Source organism: Desulfoprunum sp. (genome assembly GCF_053613775.1).
The window spans coordinates 579,092-598,558 of record NZ_JBSHXH010000008.1; the positions used below are offsets into that span (position 1 = coordinate 579,092).

Consider the following 19,467-nt stretch of genomic DNA (forward strand, 5'->3'; position numbering starts at 1 on the left):
AAGAGGAAGAACATGTTCGTACTCAATAATTTTCTGATGGCCGTAGCACAACTGGTGGAGTTTCTTCTGGTCGCCTATATGTGGATCGTCATTGGCAGGGCGGTGATTTCCTGGGTCAGCGCCGATCCCTCCAATCCGATAGTCCGCTTTCTGTATGAAGTGACCGAGCCTCCGCTTCGGCGTATCCGCCGGTATTTACCCGTGAATATGGGAAGTATCGATTTCTCGCCGATGATCCTGATCCTGGTGATCATGTTCCTCCAGTATTTCCTGGTCCCGACCTTGAAAGGTCTTGCCATGAGTCTGGGGTAGCGGCTGCCGGTTCGTTCTTCAATTTCTTCAACGGAGCATCCTCATGTCTATTACGCCACAGGTTATAAAAGATCAAGAATTTCAAGTAAAATTCAGAGGATATGATGCAATTGAGGTAAAGGCCTACCTGGACCTGCTGGCAGAGGAGTTTTATGAACTGTACGAGCAGAACAGGGTTCTGGCCGAGGACATCGAAGGATTGACCGCAGAGAAACACGCCCTCGAATCAGAGCGGGAGAAACTGCAGAAGGAAATCAAATCGCTGCAGGACGAACTTGAGCAGTCCCGAATCGGGGTGAGGCGCAAGGGCGATGATGTTCTCGCTGTGCAGCAGGAGATGCAGGAGCTGAAGGCTCAACTCGATGGCAGCCGTAAGGAGGCCGACCTGGCGAAAGAAGTGGTGGATGCGGTCGAGAAGCGGATGAAATCGGAACAGGAAAAGGCGGCGATCCGGCTGCGGGATGAAACGGCGGCAGTCGAGTCGCGGGTTGCCGAGGAGAAGGAACAGGGCCGGCAACTGCGACTCGAAAATGAACAGCTGCGCCAGCGGTTGGAACTGCTCGAACAACAGAACCAGGAACTGAAGAAGGGCGAGGTGGACTTCAAGACGACCATTGTGGCCGCCCAGAAATTCTCTGAAGACCTGAGAAAACGAACGGAAGAAGAGACCAGGGAGATGGTGGAGAAGGCACGGCAGGATGTCGAGCTTTTCCGTCGCAAGGCCCATGAAGAACTGGCGCGTCTCCCGATTGAGATTGAAAGGCTGCAGAACAGGCGGATGGAGGTACGGGAGGAGTTGAAATCGCAGTTGAACGCCTACCTCCAGCAACTTGAAATATTTTCCGATAGTCGGGATTCGGAGCAGGAAGGAGACCTGATGGAATTGTTTCAGACAATCCAACTGCCGGATGTTGGGGCGATCGATTCAGATGAACTTGAGGATATCAACCTGAAATTGTCCTGATCATCGCGGAAACAAGGAATTCGGTATCGACGGATCAGGTTGGGGAACGACGATGGAAACCGGCGAATCGGCGATGCCTTGCCTGACAGTACAGAGAGACGGCACAGTCGGCATCTGGGTTTACGTGCAGCCAAGGGCCTCCAAATCCGGCATCACCGGTATCCATGACGGTTGCCTGAAACTGGCGATCACCTCCCCTCCAGTCGACAACAAGGCGAATCGCGCCGTTGCCGCATTTCTTGCTGATTTATTTAAAATATCTCAGAAAAACATAAAGTTGTCCAGCGGTGATAAATCGCGGCGCAAACTTTTCATTCTTGCTGGTGTCACCTTCGCCGAACTGCAGGAGCGGATCGAGCCGATTGTCCTGAGGGGATAGTCATTACGCTGTTGAAAAGGGGGAAAGTATGAAGCGGTTTGTCATCGGCAACTGGAAATGCCACAAGAACCTCGATGATGCCCGTCGTTGGTTCGATACCTTTGCTTCTCTCTATCGGCCGGCGCCGGAGATTGAGGTCGTCATCGCCCCGTCGTTCATCTGTCTGGCCCAACTGGCCGTTCATGTCAAGGAACTCGGTCTCGTCAGAGTCTCCCTGGCGGCCCAGGATGTCTCGCCCTTCCCGAAAGGCGGTTACACCGGGGCGATCGCCGCCGATATGGTGCGCGGCCTCGCCGACTATGTCATTGTCGGGCATTCGGAACGCCGCCGCTATTTTCATGAAACCATTCAGGATGTGGTCAACAAGGTCCATGAGGCGGTGGATTTCGGACTGCGGCCTGTTCTCTGTGTCGAACCGGCCTCGGCGATGTCGCAGCTGGCGCCTTTGACCGATATCGATTGTGAAAAAATGATCATCGCCTACTGCCCGGTCGATCCGCTGACCTTCAGGATACCGGAATCGCCGGAGAAGGTCGGTGAGGGCATCGGGTTTATCGCCGAGATGCATCCGAACCGGGCGATAGTCTATGGCGGCTCGATAACGCCTGACAATGCTGCCGAGTACCTGGCGCTGCCCGGGCTCTCCGGGGTGATGGTCGGGGCCGCGAGTCTTGAGGCCGATTCGTTTGCCGGAATCTGTAATCTTGCCGGGGCTCGTTGAGGCGGCGCTGTCGCCATGGATCGATATCCCCGGTCATATGGTGTCGGGTTGATGCAGCCGGACTCGATGCGAGTGCGGTGCGGAAAACGCTGGGTAATAAAAAATATTTATGAATGACGGACTGATATGATAAACGCTGAAAAACTGTTGGGACAGCTCTTGGGGGGAGTTCTTGGCAAAGGGCATGGCAAAGGGCACGGCAAGGGGAAGAAAAAGCTGATGAACGGGCTGACCTCCGGAGCGGGTCTGATGACGGCTATCGGCCTTGCCGTCGGTGCCTACGAGGTGTTGAAGGATAAGAAGACGGGCGGAGGGATGGCGATGCCCGGCATGGCCGCGCCGCCCCCGCCTCCATCCTCCGTCCCCGGCCAGACCGGCGGCGGCCCGGTCGCAACTCCCCCTCCTGTCCCGCCCCCCCAGTGGACCGCCGCTCCCCCGGTGGCGCCGGTCTCCGCCGGTCCTGCATCGGCATCGGCATCGGGTTCGGAGGACATCGCCCGGAGGATGATCCAGGTCATGGTTGCCGCCGCCCACGCCGATGGGACGGTCGATGAGCAGGAGGAGCGGGCGATCCTCGACAGGTTGCGGACCATCGATCTCACCCAGGAGGAGAGGATGTTCCTGCTGGACGAACTGCACCACCCCAGGGATGTTGCTGCTCTGGTGGCTGGGATCAGTGACCCTTCCGCCGCCAAGGCTATGTATATGCTGGCATTTTCTGCCATTGAGGTCGATTCCGAGGCCGAGAGGAAATGGTTGAACGAACTGGCCACGGGCCTCGGCCTCAGTCCGGCGGTACAGACGTTTATCGAGGAACAGAACCGCTAAACCCGGTTTTCACCCGTTGTCTCCCCGTTTCGCCCGGGTTATTTGCGTTTTTTCGGCAACAGGAAGGAGATGACAAATCCAACGGCGTAGACCCCGGCCAGGCCGAGGCCGAAAAGGCCCATGGTGCCGAGGAATCCCTGCTGATCGGACAGCTGGTCGGCGAGGATGAGGATCGATGAGCCGACGATCAGGGCGGCGATGATCATCGCGATGCCCATCACCCGACTGGCCAGGTCGATCTTGTCGGCCATGTGCTCGATCCGTTTCATCTCCAGATTGAGGGTGAACCGACGATGGCGGACATGGTCGAGGAACCTCTGGATATCTTTCGGGATGTACTCGAACAGCTCGAAATATCCGGTCGCCGCCTTCTGCAGGCGGTCCTTGAGGGCGTTGAAGCCGTAGCGGTTGAGCACGATTTCCTGGATCTGCGGTTCGACATGGGCCAGGACATCGAAGGTCGGGTCGAAATGGGCGGCGACCCCTTCGATGGTGGTGAGGGCCTTGGTCAGGAGCATCAAGTCGCCGGGGCACTGCAGGTGATAGCTCTGCAGCATCTCGAAAAATTCGGTCAGCAGGGTGCTGATGTCGAGATGCTGCAGATCGGCATTCTGAAAGTGGCTGATCAGGTGCTGCAGATCGGCGCGGAAATCGCGTTGATCGGTCTTGGCCGGGTCGGTGTCGGTCAGCTCGACGACGACCCGGCACAACCGCTCGATATCGCCGCGAATGACCCCGGCGACCAGATCGATGAGCTGCTCGGTGGTCTTCCGATCGAGTTGGCCGGTCATGCCGCAGTCGATGAAGCAGATCGAGCCGTCCGCCAGGAGAAAGATGTTGCCGGGGTGCGGGTCGGCATGGAAGAACCCGAACCGCAGGCACTGTTTGAACACGGCGTCGGTCCCTTTGGCGACTATGGCCCGGCGTTCCTGCGGGCTGAGACTGTCCGGTTGGATGGTCGACAGGAGACGGCCGTGGATTTCCTCGAGGGTCAGGACATGGCGGGTCGTAGCCGACCAGTAGACCTTCGGAAAATGGATATTCGAGTCGTTCTCGAAATAGCGGCGGAGGCGATCGGTCGATTGCCCCTCATAGATCAGGTTGACCTCCTTGGCCAGTTCCCGGGAGAATTCCTTGACCACGGCGACCGGGCTGTAGCCGAGGTTGGAAAAGTACTGCTCGACGATCTGGGACAGGGTCTCGAGCAGGGCCATGTCTTCTTCCACCAGCTGCCTGCTGTCCGGTCGCAGCACCTTGATGACCACCTGCTGGCCATCGCGGAGGGTGGCCCGATGCACCTGGGCCATCGAGGCGGCGGCAATCGGTGTTTCCTCGATCGATGAGAAAAGCTCGTCGAGCCGCCCGGGGAAATCCATGCTCAGGACCTCGTAGATCTCGCTGAACGGGACCTCGGAGCAGCTGTCCTGCAGTTTTTTCAACTCCTCGGCCCATTCGGCAGGGATCAGGTCGGGACGGGTCGACAGGATCTGGCCGCATTTGATGAAGGTCGGGCCCAGTTCTTCGAGGACCCGGCGAAACCGGACCGGTCGGGGGATGGTGCTGGGTGCGGCGGCATCCGGGCCTTCGACTTCCCGGTCGAGGAAACGACTGATGCCGGAATCGACCAGGACCTGGCGGAAGCCATAGGCGGACAGGACCTTGATGATCTCCGCCAGCCGTTTGGTATTGCGAATGGTCCGGGTGATGGTGGTAATTTTCATAAGAGGCCGGGATAGTCGGATAGCAAGCCGGACGTTGCCGGATTGGATCGGGTTCGGCGCGGCGAGCGGCGGCGGGGGAGAGCCCCATTTACTCAACGATACAGTGCCTCCGGGAAAAAAAGCAAATCGAATCAATTCCGAGTCCCGGTCGCGCCGGTCCCGGAGATCCGCACGGGCCGGTCGATCACCCCGCCCGGCAGGGGGGGGGCACGGGGGCGCCCGATCTCAGGCGAGCGGCAGGACCTCGTCGCGAAGCCGCCATTGCCTCGGTATCTTATAGGCCTCGTTGACCAACTGCTTTAACTCGGGGCGGATAGCGTCCAATGCGGGGAGGGGTGGGATGGGCGGCAGCAGGTCGCAGGCCGGCAGAGGAGGATGCAGCCGCATCTTCTCGTCGAGGCCGTGCTGGGCGTCGATGGTGGCCGCCGCCATCAACTCGCTGGGATCGGGGTTGTCAATCCGGCGGATAAAGCTCATAATGCTGTCGATATCATTCCTGCGGTAGAACAGGTTGATCTGTTCACGAATGGTTTCCTGTTCCTCGGTCAGTTCCGACAGTGTTTTTCGATAGGATTCCACATGGCCGGCCAGCGATTCGTATACATCGTAGAACATGTTGCGAAATCGCGCCCGCCTCGACCACCCCCTGGATTTCATGCCGCTGAAGACCCGTCTCCGGATCGACGCCGATTGGACGAAATAGGGGTCATAGAAGAATTCCTGCGGCAGGCCGATAAGACGGATGAAACGATGGATGAGCTGTTCGTCGTGGAGGAGGATATAGATGCGGATCAGATCGAACCCGATACTGCTTTCCAACTCGAGCGAGGAGGCCGTGAGGCGCTGTTCATAGAGGCCTTTGTCGTCCTCGATGCGTTTGCGAAAACCGAAATATCGCTCGGCGATCTCTTTTTTGACCTCAAACGACAGTATCTTTGTGATATCATCCATGGCGTAATGCGCTCCAGGCCATTTCGGTAGAAAGTCGGTAATCGGCCGGCTTCCATGGAGACGGCCGGACAAGGTTGCAGTATAGTCCCTTGCCGGCCGAGAATCATCACCCATTTTGGAAAACGAAATGAAACCTCAGGAGTCCCGGGAAGACATCGCTGCACAGATCAAGGATCAGGCGGATATCGTCAAGATTATCGGTGAGTGTGTCGACTTGAAAAAAAGCGGTACCAGGTTCCTCGGCCTCTGTCCTTTTCATGGAGAGAAAACTCCATCGTTTACGGTGCATCCGGGGCAGCAGTTCTTCCACTGTTTCGGTTGCGGCGAATCCGGCGATGTCTTCACCTTCATGATGAAGTACCACAACCTCGACTTTCCTGCCGCCTTGAAAGAACTTGCCGCCAGATACCAGATTGCCCTGCCGGAGAAGCCCCGCTCCGAAGCCGAGGAAAAACTGGCCAGAAAACGTCAGGCCATGTTCGCGGTCAACGACAGGTGTGCTCAGATCTACGGTCGATATCTGCTGGAATCACCAGGAGCTGCTACGGCCCGCGAGTATCTCGAGAGGCGGGGGGTGAGCACCGCTGTCCGGGATCGATACAGGATCGGCTATGCCCCTTCCGTTGACGGTGCCGGCTGGGACTTTCTTGTCCGGCAGCTGCCGGCCGAAGAGAGGCGTATCGCTGAAGAACTGGGCCTGCTGGTCAAAAAGGACAATGGCGGTTGCTATGACCGCTTCCGTGACAGGATCCTCTTTCCGATTCTGGACATCCGGGGCCGGGTGATCGGTTTCGGCGGCCGGATCCTCGGCGATGGACAGCCCAAGTATATGAATTCACCCGAGAGTCCGGTGTTCAATAAGAGTCGGGCCCTGCTCGGGCTGTTTCAGCAGGGTGAGTTCATCCGGCGGCTGCGGCAGGCCATTGTGGTCGAGGGAAATTTCGATCTGATCTCGCTCGTGGAACAGGGGATGGGCAACGTCGTGGCCCCGCTCGGAACCGCCCTGACCCGGGAGCAGCTGCGTCTGCTCCATCGCTTCGCTGAAGAAGTGATTCTGCTCTTTGATGGGGATTCAGCCGGCCAGAAAGCGGCGATGCGGGCGGTGCCGCTTTTGTTTGCAGAGCAGATGGCCGGTCGGATCGCCATTCTGCCTGTCGGTCACGATCCGGATACCTATGTTCGTCAGGAAGGGGCCGATGCGCTCAGGAGTATAGTTGAGAAGGCCGAGCCACTCCCGGAATTCGTCCTTGAGTCACTGATACGTGAACATGGCCTGACTCTTGACGGAAAGCTGAAGATCATGCAGGAGCTGAAACCCATCGCTGAGGCGGCCGTGTCACCATTGCAGCGCTCCGTGGTCCTGGCCCATTTCAGTGAAAAGCTCGGACTGCCGGCAGGACAGATGGAATCGTCCTGGAAAGCCAAGACCGGGGCAGGCGGACAACGCCGTGAACAATCGTTCGAACGAGCAACCGGTAACCCGGAAATCGAAAAGGGCGCATCGCTATCAGGATCACAGCGGCATCTTGTCAGTTTCATGGTGCTTCATCCCCAATATTTCAAAAATCTCGAGTCAACCGGATTACGTGATTTTCTTGCCGGCACGGTGGGAGAGGTTCTTTTTCTCCAGATGCAGGCGATATTTGTCCGGAAGGATCAAATCGAGCCCGAGGAACTGCTCTCCCTGCTTCCGGAAGGTGCGGAGCGGGCCCTTGTTGCGGATCTCTTGATGAAAGCCTCCGGGCAATCCGGGGACCCGGTCTTCCCGACTTCTCCCGAAGAAGAGCTCGAAGACCTGCTCAGCTGGCTGCGGAATCAGGTGCTGCGGAAAAAATCTATGGAATTGCAACAAAAAATTCTTACGTCGCAGCGGCATGGCGATATCAAAATGTTACAGCTCCTGATGGTGGAAAAACAGGAGGTCGACCGTCAATTGCAGGGCGTGGAGCGCTGAAATCTGTTCTATCCTGGCCCCTCGACCCACCTGCGTAAAGGAAGAAAAAGAGGACTTGACATTGGTTTTTATTTATCCTGGTATCACATGGTGTGATTGAATAATACGATCTTATTGATTATGTATATGCCATAGGGGAGCGGATTACCGGCTGGATGTCCCTTGGCTGCAAGTATGCCAAATCGTGGTTAGTGGTGGGAGAAATCGCATGGCTTCGAATGAACGAGACTTTGAGAATCGGAACCGGTTTGATTTAGACGATGATTTTTTTGCCATCGATGATGATGCATCGATCTACGAACTCACCGGGATATATAAGGCCGATGATGAAGTCATCCCTATTGAACTGGCTGAAGATTATTCAGATGGCGGGGCAGCGGCGTCGGGAGACCCTCAAGACACCCCTTTTTCCGGGCGCAGGAAAAGTGATCGCCGCCGTACTTCACGAGGGACCAGCAAGGATGGGGCGCACTCCATCGATCCGATGAACATCTACCTTCGCGAAATGGGCTCACTGACCTTGCTCAGTCATGAAGAGGAGTTGAAACTGGCGAAGATGATGGAAGAGGGGAAGCGGAGAATACAGAGTGCCGCATTCAAGACCCCCCTTGCCATACCTGCATTGATCGAGGTGGCGAAAGATCTCAGAACAAATAAAGAGAAAATATGTAGTATCATCAACAGTGTACCTGAAGATCAGGCTGAACTGGTTGAGAGGGAGAGCAAGGCCTTCCTCGAGAGTGTCGATACCGCGGTTGATCTGGATAGACAAAGAACCCAGATGCTGCAGGAGATGCTGACTGTTACCCCAGGGGTGGCTAAATTTGCTGAGCTTCAGAGGGAGGTTGAGACAATCGGCGAAAAAATCGTCAAACTGTTCCATAACTGGATTGTCTGCTCTGAATGTGTCAACGCTGTAGCCGCTGGTCTTGAAGACTTGTCGAGGCGATTCCGCAAGGTCTTTGTCGAGTTGATGAGCGTGCGGGACATTGAGTCGATCTCCCCGACCGCCGAACTGAACTCCCATGAAATTGAGGAACTGGTGGACATGCAACTCCTCCGTCAGTCCGGTATTGACCACAAGAGTCTGAAACTGGCCCTCTACGAGATCGAGGCGGGAAGGGATATGGCCAAATACGCCAAGGAGGCCCTGGTTCGGGCCAACCTGCGTCTGGTTATATCCGTATCGAAAAAATTCGCCAATCGCGGCCTCCAGTTTTCCGATCTCATCCAGGAAGGAAATATCGGCTTGATGAAGGCCGTGGAAAAGTTCGATTATCATCGGGGATATAAATTCAGTACATACGCCACCTGGTGGATCAGGCAGTCGATCACCCGCGGCATCGCCGACCAGGGACGGACGATCCGTCTACCGGTGCACATGATCGAAACAATCAACCGTCTTCTCAGGGTATCGAAGGATTTTCTGTTGGAGGAACACCGGGAACCTACCCCGGAAGAGATGGCTGAGCAGCTCGGTACCGAGGTCTCCAAGGTCAAGTCGGCACTGAAAATTGCCAAGGATGCCATCTCCCTCGACACCCCGGTCGGGGACGATGGCGAGACCTACCTCGGCGATTTCATAGAAGACAGTGAACGCCCCGGTCCCCATGAGGTATCAATGGTGTCGAGTTTGCGGGAATGCCTGAGCCAGGTGATGTCCTCCCTCACTCCGCGTGAGGCCAAGGTCCTTCGGATGCGGTACGGCATCAACGCCGATTGCGATCACACCCTGGAAGAAGTCGGCAGGTGTTTCGCCGTGACCAGAGAGCGAATCAGGCAGATTGAAGCGCAGGCCATCGCCAAGCTGAAACACCCTTCGAGGATTGAAGAGCTTCGGGTCTTTATGACCGATTAATGCTTCGAGCACCCTTGGCCCGTGATACTGAAGGGCCATCTCAAACCGTACGAAGAACGCCGATTCAGATAAAAGAGGATGGTCTATGGTCCTTGATTGGATCAGTCTTTGCCTGGCACCCGGCCTGGGCCTTACCGGTTTCTGGCGTCTTGTCGAACATTTTGGCAGCCCTGAGCTGGTCCTTGCCGTAGGCCAAACGAAGCTCCTCAAAGTCCCTGGGATCCAGCCACGGCAGGTCGGGGCGCTGGCCTGTCCCGAGGCGTTGCGGCGACGCGGCAGTACTGAGCTCGAGTTGCTCCTGAAAAAGGGCTGTCTCGCCGTTGACTTCGGCGATCCGGCCTATCCCGAGCTCCTTCGCCAGATAGCGGACCCCCCTCCCGTTCTGTTTGTTCGCGGTCGCAAGGAACTGTTGCACCGCAGCTGTCTCGCGATCGTCGGCTCCCGGGCCTCGACGGCCTATGGCCGGAGAACGGCACGTTCGCTTGCCGCCGATCTTGCTCCCTCTCTCACCATCGTATCAGGCATGGCGCTGGGCATCGATGCCGAGGCCCATGCCGGGGCGCTCTCCGCCGGGGGAGAGACGATCGCCGTCCTTGGCTGCGGCCTCGACGTTATCTATCCCATACAGAACCGCCGTCTCTATGAACAGATTGGTCAGTCCGGGCTGCTGGTCACTGAATACCCCCTCGGGACGACTCCGGAGGGGTTCCGCTTTCCAGCAAGAAACAGGATTATTGCCGGCTTGAGCCTAGGTGTCCTTGTCGTTGAGGCGGCAAAGAAATCGGGATCCCTTATTACCGCGCAGATGGCCCTTGAATCCGGCCGGGAGGTCTTCGCCGTCCCCGGACAAGTGGATTCCTTCAAGAGTGAAGGAACGCATTGGTTGTTGAAAGAGGGAGCAAAGTTGGTACAATCTGCTCGTGACGTGCTGGAGGAGTTGGATCTGGCAAATAATTCCGGCAGTGAAAGCGGGAAGGCTGTCGATATCCACTCCTGTACCGTTGATCCGGATGCGCTCCAACTGCTCCAGCATATCGAACCCTACCCACAGGGACGCGAGCGGCTGTGCAGCGATTCAGGGCTGACTGCCGCCAGACTCAATCAGCTCCTCCTCCTGCTCGAACTGGAGGGGCTCATTGAGATGCTGCCGGGCGATGCCGTCAGGAAACTGTCTCCCGGAGATATGTGAACGAGGCCGGAGCCGGGTCAGGTCCGGCGTCAACAGATCAATCAATTGTGATCAAAAAGGAATGCGAGATGGGACGGATACTGATAGCCCCGTCGATCCTTTCGGCCGATTTTACTCGCCTGGGTGATGAGATCCGGGCGGTTGATCAGGCCGGGGCCGACATTATCCATATCGACGTGATGGATGGGCATTTTGTTCCCAACATCACCCTCGGGCCGCTCGTTGTTAAAGCAGCCAAGGCGGTCACCACCAAAGAACTCGATGTCCATCTGATGATTTCAGATCCTGACTCGTATATTGAGGCGTTTGCGGATGCCGGTGCCGACTGGATAACGGTGCATGTTGAAACCGGACATCATTTGCACCGGACGGTCTCCAGGATCAAGGACCTCGGCAAGAGGGCCGGTGTCGTGCTGAATCCTGCGACTTCGCTGTCCACTCTGGATTATATCCTTGAGGAAATCGACCTGGTGATGCTGATGTCGGTCAATCCTGGCTTTGGAGGGCAGTCGTTTATCCTCTCCTGCTTGGAAAAAATCAGAAAACTTCGACAACGCATCGAGGCCTTGGGGATCGAGGTGGATATAGAGATCGATGGCGGGATAAGCAGCAAGACTATTGCCGATGTCGTTGAGGCCGGAGCCAATATTTTCGTGGCCGGTTCGGCGGTGTTCGGCAGCAATGATTACGCGGCTACCATTGCCGAATTGAGAAGACTCGCAGAAATCTGAGTGTGATCAGCCAGGGGGGGAATCTGAGGAGTGGGCGACTATGGGAAAGGGATACTGCGGCATGTATGAAACTACCGCCGGAAAACGGCTGCAGCAACTCGCCGAGCGGCCTTATGACTTGACGGCGCCGGATGCTTTGACCGCGGCGGGGCGACTTGAAAGATATGTTTGCCGGGCGGGATCATTGAGGATGCTCTATTCGATGCAGCGGGTAACCGATGAGGTGTTGGCTGCCCTGCAGGATCTTGCCGATGAATGCCGTCTGGTGGAGCAATTCAAGGAGATGCGAAAGGGAGTGGTGATAAATCGCATCGAAGGATGGCCCAGCGAAAACAGGCAGGTTCTGCATACGGCCTGTCGTGACATATTTTGTCAGAATCCGGCTGAACCCGCTGCCACTGCCCAGGCAAAGAGCGAGTTGGAAAAGTTGAAGAATTTCCTGAACGATGTGGAAACCGGTCAAGTCTGCAATGTCGATGGGGAAAAGTTCCGGACGCTGATCCATGTGGGCATAGGAGGGTCGGACCTCGGCCCGCGAGCCGTGTACGAAGCTCTTCGTGCGTTCGGTAGAAAGGACCGGGATATCCATTTTATTTCCAATGTCGATCCGGATGATGCCGCGGCTGTTCTCGAAAAAGTTGTTTTGAAGACAGCGCTTGTAGTGATTGTGTCGAAGAGTGGCACCACCATGGAAACCTTGGCCAACGAGAAACTTGTCTGCCAGGCGTTACGGAGAAATGGCATCGAACCTCGGCATCACTGCATTGCCGTAACCGGCAAAGGCAGTCCGATGGATGATCCCGATCAGTACCTTCGCGCGTTTTACATGTATGATTACATCGGCGGGCGGTACAGCCTCACCTCGATGGTCGGCCTGGTGACGCTTGGATTTTCGCTGGGGTATGAGAAAATCGTTGAATTTCTGCATGGCGCAGCCGAGATGGATCTTCTGGCCGAAGAGCCCGATATCCGCCGCAATCTTCCCCTCCTTTTGGCCTTACTCGGTATTTGGAATCATAATCATCTTGGTTATCCGACTGTCGCAGTCCTGCCATACAGCCAGGCCCTGCATCGATTTCCCGCTCACCTGCAGCAATGCGACATGGAGAGCAACGGCAAATCAATCGACAGGAATGGACGGAAAATCGCCGGCAAATCAGGACCGGTGCTCTGGGGAGAACCCGGCACGAATGGGCAGCATGCATTCTATCAATTGTTGCATCAGGGTACGGAGATCGTGCCGGTGGAATTTATCGGATTTATCAGGAGCCAGCGGGGAGAAGACCTGGAGGTGGCTGGGACTTCATCGCAACAAAAGCTGTTCGCCAATCTCCTCGCCCAGTCCGTCGCCCTGGCAACGGGAAAGGAGGACAGAAATCCGAATAAGCATTTTCCAGGTAACCGCCCATCAATTGTATTGATTGGAGGCAGTTTGACTCCGGAAGTCATGGGAACCTTGCTTGCTCTGTATGAAGCAAAAATTGTTTTTCAGGGATTTGCATGGGATATCAACTCGTTTGATCAGGAAGGAGTACAGTTGGGCAAGGCGTTGGCAACCCGCTTTCTCGAGTGTATGACCGGCGGCCAAAGTCAACCTGAAAGCCTTGAGTTGAAACTGCTGGAAGCCGCCTGTAAAACAGGCTGACGGACAGCGTATGGTGGTGAATGGTTGTTCATTCAAGGCGTCCCTGAAGACGTGATTTTTGTTGACAAACGAGATATACAACGATATTCTCGACTGCTGAATGAATAGTCAAAGGCTTAGTTTTTTCCTGTCTTCTCGCAGCTTGTGACGGAGCGATGAGCAGGCCGGGCGGATGAGTCACGAGGTTTCCATTCATTCGCCGGGAAATGAGAACTGCTGATAGGATTTAGAGGTTAAGGTTGCAGTATAAACAGAAATTCAAAGGAGGAATTCATGGCAAAGCATGAGACGCCCTTGTTGGATCAACTGGAGAGTGGCCCATGGCCAAGCTTCGTTACCGATCTCAAGCGGCAGGCCGAGAAAAAGCCGGAGTGCTGGGATATTCTTGGTCAGCTTGAGCTGTCGTACAAAGACAGGATCACCCACTGGAAACACGGTGGTATCGTAGGTGTTTTCGGATACGGTGGTGGCATCGTCGGTCGTTATTCGGATGTGCCGAAACAGTTTCCTGGTGTTGAACATTTCCACACTGTTCGTGTTGCCCAACCTGCCTCAAAATACTACTCGACCAAGCATCTGCGTCAGATGATGGACCTGTGGGAGAAGCACGGTTCCGGTATGACCAATTTCCATGGTTCAACCGGCGATATCATCCTTCTTGGTACCCGCACCGAGCATCTGGAGCCCTTGTTCTGGGATCTGACCCATGATATGGGACAGGATCTGGGCGGCTCCGGCTCCAACCTCCGAACCCCGGCCAACTGCCTTGGCCAGTCCCGCTGCGAATGGTCCTGTTATGACACCGAGGAATGCTGCCATCAGTTGACCATGCGGTATCAGGATGAGATTCATCGTCCGGCCTTCCCCTATAAGTTCAAGTTCAAATTCTCTCGGTTGTCCGAACGACTGTGTTGCCGCGATCGCCCGTTCCGATGTGGCGGTAATCGGCACCTGGAGGGACAATATCCGTATTGACCAGGCTGCCGTCAAGGAATATATCGCAGGCAACTATCCGTCGAATGCAGGCGCCCACAGCGGCCGTGACTGGGGCAAGTTCGACATCGAGAAAGAGGTTGTTGCTCTCTGCCCGACCCAGTGTATGTGGATGGAAGGCGGCGAGCTGAAGATCGATGACAAGGAATGTACCCGTTGCATGCATTGTATCAACGTCATGCCGCGTGCGCTCCGTCCTGGTGTCGATACCGGTGCTACGGTCTGTGTCGGTGCAAAGGCCCCGATTCTTGACGGCGCCCAGTTTGCCACGATGATTCTGCCCTTCATCAAGGTGTCGGCAGACGACGAGTTTGCAGAATTGACTGAATTTATTGAGAAAATATGGGATTGGTGGATGGAAGTCGGTAAGAACCGTGAGCGTGTCGGTGAGACCATGCAGCGTGTTGGTCTGCCGACCTTCCTGAGTGTCATGGGCATCGAGCCGATTCCGCAGCATGTAAAAGAACCGCGGTCCAACCCCTATGTCTTCTGGAGAGACGAAGAGGTTCCCGGTGGTTTTGAGCGCAATGTTGAGGAATTCCGCGCCCGTCACGCAGCTTGATGAGTACAAGCTTTGATCAAAGTTTCATCTCATAATCAATATAAGGAGACTTACCATGGGTTATAATCCCGATAAACCAATGGACGGTCGGATCTCGGATCTCGGCCCTCCCTACTACGAGCAGTTCCATCCACCGGTCATCAAAGAGAACAAGGGGAAATGGGCGTGGCATGAGATCCTGAAGCCGGGTGTTCTGATGCATAAATCAGAAACGGGTGCAGAGGTATATACGGTTCGTTGTGGAACGGCCCGCCTGGTGTCTGTTGAGTATATTCGCGAGGTCTGCGATATCGCTGACAAGCATTGCGACGGTTACCTGCGTTTCACCACCAGGAACAACGTCGAGTTCATGGTCGATGACAAGGCCAAGGTTCAGCCTCTGCTCGATGACCTCGCCAGCCGCGGCAACAAATTCCCGGTTGGTGGCACGGGTGCCGGTGTAACCAATATCGTCCACACCCAGGGTTGGGTCCACTGCCATACCCCGGCAACGGATGCGTCTGGTGTGGTCAAGGCCGTCATGGATGAGTTGTTTGACTACTTCACTTCGATGGCCCTGCCGGCCCAGTGCCGTATTGCCCTGGCCTGCTGTCTGAACATGTGCGGTGCGGTTCATGCATCGGACATCGCCATCCTCGGTGTGCACCGTAAACCGCCGATGATCGACCATTCCCGTATCACCGGTGTCTGCGAGCTGCCGCTGGCGATCGCTTCCTGTCCGCTGGGCGCTGTAAAACCGGCCAAGGCAACGGTTGAAGGAAAAGAAATCAAAACGGTACAGGTCAATGTCGAGCGGTGTATGTTCTGCGGTAACTGCTACACCATGTGCCCGGCAATGCCTCTGGCAGACCCCGAGGGTGACGGTATCGCCATCCTCGTCGGCGGTAAGGTTTCCAACTCCAGATCGATGCCGAAGTTCTCGAAATTGGTTATCCCATTCCTCCCGAATACAACTCCCCGGTGGCCTGAGACTGTAGCCGCCATTAAGAAGATCCTCGAGGCCTATGCCCAGGGCGCCAAGAAGTATGAGCGGCTTGGAGAGTGGGCTGAAAGGATTGGCTGGGAGAAGTTCTTTGAGGAGTGTGAAATTCCATTCACCGAGAAGAGCATCGATGACTATCGTCTGGCCTACGATACCTGGCGTACGAGTACGCAGTTCAAGTACACAAGCCATATAAAGTAGTTAGTTGCAGAAAATCAGGGTCTGACTGGAGCAATCCGGTCAGACCTTTTGGTGCTTGTTTAAGTACCCAAAAAATAGGAGATTTACCATGGCCCTTAGTAAAGATGATCTGAAAGCTGCAATCTTGGAGAAAAGTGAGAAATCTCCTAAGCCACAGCTGTACGTGAAGGATTTCTACGCATGCGATCCTGAGGCCAAACCCCGTGATATCAAAAACGCTGCCAATGATTTGGTGAAAGAAGGGAAATTGATGTTCTGGTCATCAGGTTCGACCACGATGTATGCATTGAAAAGCCGTATTAAAAACGAGGAAGGATCAGGGGGCATCTGATTTTCTGCTCAACTCGTTGATGATTTAAAAAATGGGTGAAGAGAAAATTCTCTTCACCCATTTTTTTTGAGTCAACAGGGATGTTGTGTAGAGGATGCGTATACCGCGTGGTGCAAACGATTTTTCCCTGTCCCCTGTCACCGCTAAACCTGGGATGTGACGGTACAGAGCACAGGGAAAAAATGGCAACCACCTTGGTGGATGCGGGCGGCTAATATCGATAATACTCTGGTTTATAGGGACCATCGACAGACACCCCTATATAATCAGCCTGTTCCTGGGTTAGTCTGGTCAATTGCACCCCGATTTTCTTCAGATGCATCGCCGCAACCATTTCGTCGAGTTTTTTCGGTAGGAAATAGACCTTCTTCTCATATCTCTCTGCATTTTGCCACAGTTCGATCTGGGCCAGTACCTGGTTGGAAAATGAGTTGCTCATGACAAAACTGGGATGACCGGTAGCACAACCAAGATTAACGAGTCGCCCCTCGGCGAGTATGATAATTCTTTTCCCATCGGGGAAGATCACATGGTCGACCTGAGGCTTGATGTTTTCCCACTGGAGGCTGCGGATGGCAGCAATATCGATCTCTGAATCAAAATGGCCGATATTGCACACGATTGCCTGATCGGGCATTTTCTCCATGTGTTCTCTGGTAATCACTTTGAGATTACCGGTGCATGTCACGAAGATGTTTCCATAAGAGCAGGCGTCTTCCATCGTCACGACCTTGTACCCTTCCATTGCTGCCTGTAATGCGCAGATAGGGTCGATCTCAATGATAAAAACGGTAGCGCCCATCCCACGCAATGCCTGGGCGCATCCCTTGCCGACATCACCGTAACCGACGACGACGGCGTTCTTGCCGGCAATCATGACGTCGGTGGCGCGTTTAATACCGTCAATGAGGGATTCTCGACATCCATACAGGTTGTCGAACTTCGATTTGGTCACAGAATCATTGACATTGAAGGCAGGGCATGCCAACTTGTCCGCTTTTGCCATCTCGTTAAGGCGATGCACCCCAGTCGTTGTTTCTTCGCTTATACCACGGATATTCCTAAGCTCGTCAGGGTATTTTGTGTGCATGACAAGTGTAAGATCACCGCCATCATCGAGAATCATATTCGGCCTCCAACCATCGGGTCCGAATATAGTCTGGTCGATGCACCACCAGAATTCCTCTTCAGTTTCTCCTTTCCAAGCAAACGTTGGTATACCGGCAGCTGCCATCGCCGCTGCCGCATGATCCTGGGTAGAAAAAATGTTACAACTGGACCACCGTACTTCCGCACCAAGGGAGACGAGGGTCTCCATGAGAACCGCTGTCTGAATGGTCATATGCAAACATCCGGCGATGTGAGCGCCCTCGAGCGGTTGTTTGCCGCGATATTCCTCGCGAAGGGCAATCAGCCCGGGCATTTCGGTTTCGGCTATGGCAATCTCTTTTCTGCCCCAATCAGCAAGTGAGATATCCGAAATTTTGTAATCCGTGGTAGAAATAGTCATACGGCACCTGATAAGATCAATGGTTGAGGAATGAATGAGTACGCTTCAGATTTTGGCTGCATCTCGAAGAATATCGGCCTTGTCCGTCCGCTCCCAGGTAAAATTTGCTTCCTCTCTGCCAAAGTGACCATACGCAGCGGTCTGACGATATATCGGGCGGAGAAGATCGAGCTGCTGAATAATCGCCTTAGGGCGGAGATCAAAAAATTCAAGTATCAGCTCTCGAATGGTGTCGTTAGAAATTTTACCGGTTCCGAAGCTGTTGACATTGACTGAAACCGGTTTTGATATGCCGATGGCATAGGCAATCTGCACCTCGACCTCGGAGGCAATCCCGGCAGCGACGATATTTTTAGCGACGTATCTCCCCATGTACGATGATGAGCGATCGACTTTCGATGGATCCTTCCCTGAGAAGGCGCCACCGCCGTGGGAGCCTTTACCGCCATAGGTGTCGACGATGATTTTCCTGCCGGTAACTCCGCAATCGCCGACAGGCCCACCAATGACGAAGCGACCGGTCGGATTAATATAGAATTTGGTGTTGGGGTCAAGCATGTTCTGCGGTAGCACAGGCTTGATTATCATCTCCATTACCGCTTCTTTCAAATCTGAATAACTGATGGTATCATCGTGCTGGGTAGATAAGACAACGGCCTCGATACGCCTCGGTCTTCCATCGGCATATTCGATGGTAACCTGGCTTTTTGCATCCGGCCGTAACCATGGCAATTTCCCTGCCTTACGAATTTCAGCCTGTTGTTTCGTCAAGAGGTGGGCGTAATAGATAGGCATCGGCATAAGCACATCGGTTTCATTGCAGGCGTACCCGAACATCAGTCCCTGATCTCCTGCACCCTGGTCCAGATCGAGTCCTTTGCCTTCATCAACACCCTGCGCGATATCGGCTGACTGCTTGTCAATGGAAGTCAGAACAGCACATGATTGCCAATCGAACCCCATGTCGGAGGAGTTGTAGCCGATTTCCCTTATGGTTTGACGAACGACATCAGGCATATCTACCCAAGCTGTTGTTGTAATCTCACCAGCGATGATCGCCATACCCGTGGTAACCATAGTTTCACATGCAACCCGGGCATGAGGATCCTGGAGCAGAATAGAATCGAGGATTGCATCTGATATCTGATCGGCAACTTTGTCAGGATGGCCTTCGGAGACTGATTCAGAAGTAAAGATGTAATTGGACATGGATAACTCCGTTTGCAAAAGAGGAAGGATGTGTATGAATCAATGGGGGATTTGACCGTACTCTGATAGTGAGTGGTGGATGTTGTTCTGGAAAATGCAAAGGGATATTGAATTAGTGGTATTTCATTTCTCAAAAATTTCTATTTTAATCTAAACTGGCAAGAAAAGCTTGATTTAAAACGAAGGGACCTTTTGTGATGAAAAACCGGATATGTCGCTGATATGCAAGAAAATAAAGCAGATTAAGACCTTTTATACCGATCAGTCGCCAAACAGCAAGTCGATGTCAATGCTTGAACAATGATCAGAAAACAGTAATATGATCTGCCTCGAAGGCAAATTACAATAAGCGAAAAATGGAATTGCTGGTCAAAAAAAACATTCTGACAAGATTTTATCAAGATAGAAGAGCGAGGTTCAGTTGAA

Annotated in this window: 16 protein-coding genes and 1 pseudogene; 13 read left to right on the top strand and 4 right to left on the bottom strand. The window is 54.4% G+C overall.

All coding sequences use genetic code 11. The features are described 5' to 3' along the window. Positions 1–12: 12 nt before the first annotated feature. From ACWGKN_RS17395 to ACWGKN_RS17415, 5 genes are all read left to right on the top strand, one after another. Positions 13–312 (top strand): YggT family protein, encoded by a 300-nt coding sequence (locus ACWGKN_RS17395; protein WP_035228674.1) that lies wholly within the window; start codon positions 13–15, stop codon positions 310–312. A 43-nt stretch (positions 313–355) separates the two neighbouring features. Further along, positions 356–1,276 (top strand): DivIVA domain-containing protein, encoded by a 921-nt coding sequence (locus ACWGKN_RS17400; protein WP_035228675.1) that lies wholly within the window; start codon positions 356–358, stop codon positions 1,274–1,276. Positions 1,277–1,328: 52 nt separating this feature from the next. After that, positions 1,329–1,655: a DUF167 domain-containing protein gene (locus ACWGKN_RS17405; protein WP_035228676.1), complete on the top strand. Its 327-nt coding sequence runs from the start codon at positions 1,329–1,331 to the stop codon at positions 1,653–1,655. Positions 1,656–1,683: 28 nt separating this feature from the next. After that, positions 1,684–2,376, top strand: coding sequence for a triose-phosphate isomerase (locus ACWGKN_RS17410; RefSeq protein ID WP_052159852.1), 693 nt, complete (start codon positions 1,684–1,686; stop codon positions 2,374–2,376). A 126-nt stretch (positions 2,377–2,502) separates the two neighbouring features. Beyond that, positions 2,503–3,204 (top strand): DUF533 domain-containing protein, encoded by a 702-nt coding sequence (locus tag ACWGKN_RS17415; protein WP_424254717.1) that lies wholly within the window; start codon positions 2,503–2,505, stop codon positions 3,202–3,204. A gap of 38 nt (positions 3,205–3,242) precedes the next feature. Here ACWGKN_RS17415 and ACWGKN_RS17420 read toward each other — a convergent pair whose 3' ends face one another. Both ACWGKN_RS17420 and ACWGKN_RS17425 read right to left on the bottom strand, forming a co-directional pair. After that, on the bottom strand, positions 3,243–4,925 hold the full coding sequence (locus tag ACWGKN_RS17420; protein WP_452095700.1) for an ABC1 kinase family protein: 1,683 nt from the start codon (positions 4,923–4,925) through the stop codon (positions 3,243–3,245). A 225-nt stretch (positions 4,926–5,150) separates the two neighbouring features. After that, the gene (locus tag ACWGKN_RS17425; RefSeq protein WP_035232620.1) at positions 5,151–5,876 is read right to left on the bottom strand and encodes a hypothetical protein; all 726 of its coding nucleotides are present in this window, start codon (positions 5,874–5,876) and stop codon (positions 5,151–5,153) included. A gap of 127 nt (positions 5,877–6,003) precedes the next feature. Between ACWGKN_RS17425 and dnaG the strand changes: the two genes are divergently transcribed. The 8 genes and pseudogenes from dnaG (at position 6,004) to ACWGKN_RS17465 (ending at position 16,322) form a co-directional block, all read left to right on the top strand. Continuing rightward, complete coding sequence (gene dnaG, locus ACWGKN_RS17430) at positions 6,004–7,830, top strand: DNA primase (RefSeq protein WP_424254719.1); 1,827 nt, start codon at positions 6,004–6,006, stop codon at positions 7,828–7,830. Between the two features lie 208 nt (positions 7,831–8,038). Then, positions 8,039–9,688, top strand: coding sequence for a sigma-70 family RNA polymerase sigma factor (locus tag ACWGKN_RS17435; protein ID WP_424254721.1), 1,650 nt, complete (start codon positions 8,039–8,041; stop codon positions 9,686–9,688). An 85-nt stretch (positions 9,689–9,773) separates the two neighbouring features. Then, positions 9,774–10,877, top strand: a complete 1,104-nt coding sequence (dprA, locus tag ACWGKN_RS17440; protein WP_424254723.1) for a DNA-processing protein DprA — start codon at positions 9,774–9,776, stop codon at positions 10,875–10,877. Positions 10,878–10,945: 68 nt separating this feature from the next. After that, entirely contained in the window at positions 10,946–11,608 is a 663-nt protein-coding gene (rpe, locus tag ACWGKN_RS17445; RefSeq protein WP_035232606.1) for a ribulose-phosphate 3-epimerase, read from the top strand. A 61-nt stretch (positions 11,609–11,669) separates the two neighbouring features. Next, complete coding sequence (locus tag ACWGKN_RS17450; RefSeq protein ID WP_424254726.1) at positions 11,670–13,253, top strand: glucose-6-phosphate isomerase; 1,584 nt, start codon at positions 11,670–11,672, stop codon at positions 13,251–13,253. Between the two features lie 273 nt (positions 13,254–13,526). After that, positions 13,527–14,808, top strand: a pseudogene (gene dsrA, locus ACWGKN_RS17455) (dissimilatory-type sulfite reductase subunit alpha). A 55-nt stretch (positions 14,809–14,863) separates the two neighbouring features. Continuing rightward, a complete protein-coding gene (gene dsrB, locus ACWGKN_RS17460) occupies positions 14,864–15,991 on the top strand; it encodes a dissimilatory-type sulfite reductase subunit beta (RefSeq protein WP_035232610.1) in 1,128 nt (375 codons plus the stop codon). 88 nt (positions 15,992–16,079) lie between these two features. Next, the gene (locus ACWGKN_RS17465; protein ID WP_035232627.1) at positions 16,080–16,322 is read left to right on the top strand and encodes a dissimilatory sulfite reductase D family protein; all 243 of its coding nucleotides are present in this window, start codon (positions 16,080–16,082) and stop codon (positions 16,320–16,322) included. 211 nt (positions 16,323–16,533) lie between these two features. On the opposite strand, the gene ahcY is transcribed toward ACWGKN_RS17465, so the two are convergent. Beyond that, positions 16,534–17,832 carry an adenosylhomocysteinase gene (gene ahcY / locus ACWGKN_RS17470; protein WP_035232612.1) on the bottom strand — a complete coding sequence of 433 codons (1,299 nt, stop codon included), beginning with the start codon at positions 17,830–17,832 and terminating at the stop codon, positions 16,534–16,536. Between the two features lie 45 nt (positions 17,833–17,877). Beyond that, positions 17,878–19,041, bottom strand: a complete 1,164-nt coding sequence (metK, locus tag ACWGKN_RS17475; RefSeq protein WP_424254731.1) for a methionine adenosyltransferase — start codon at positions 19,039–19,041, stop codon at positions 17,878–17,880. Positions 19,042–19,467 lie beyond the last annotated feature (426 nt).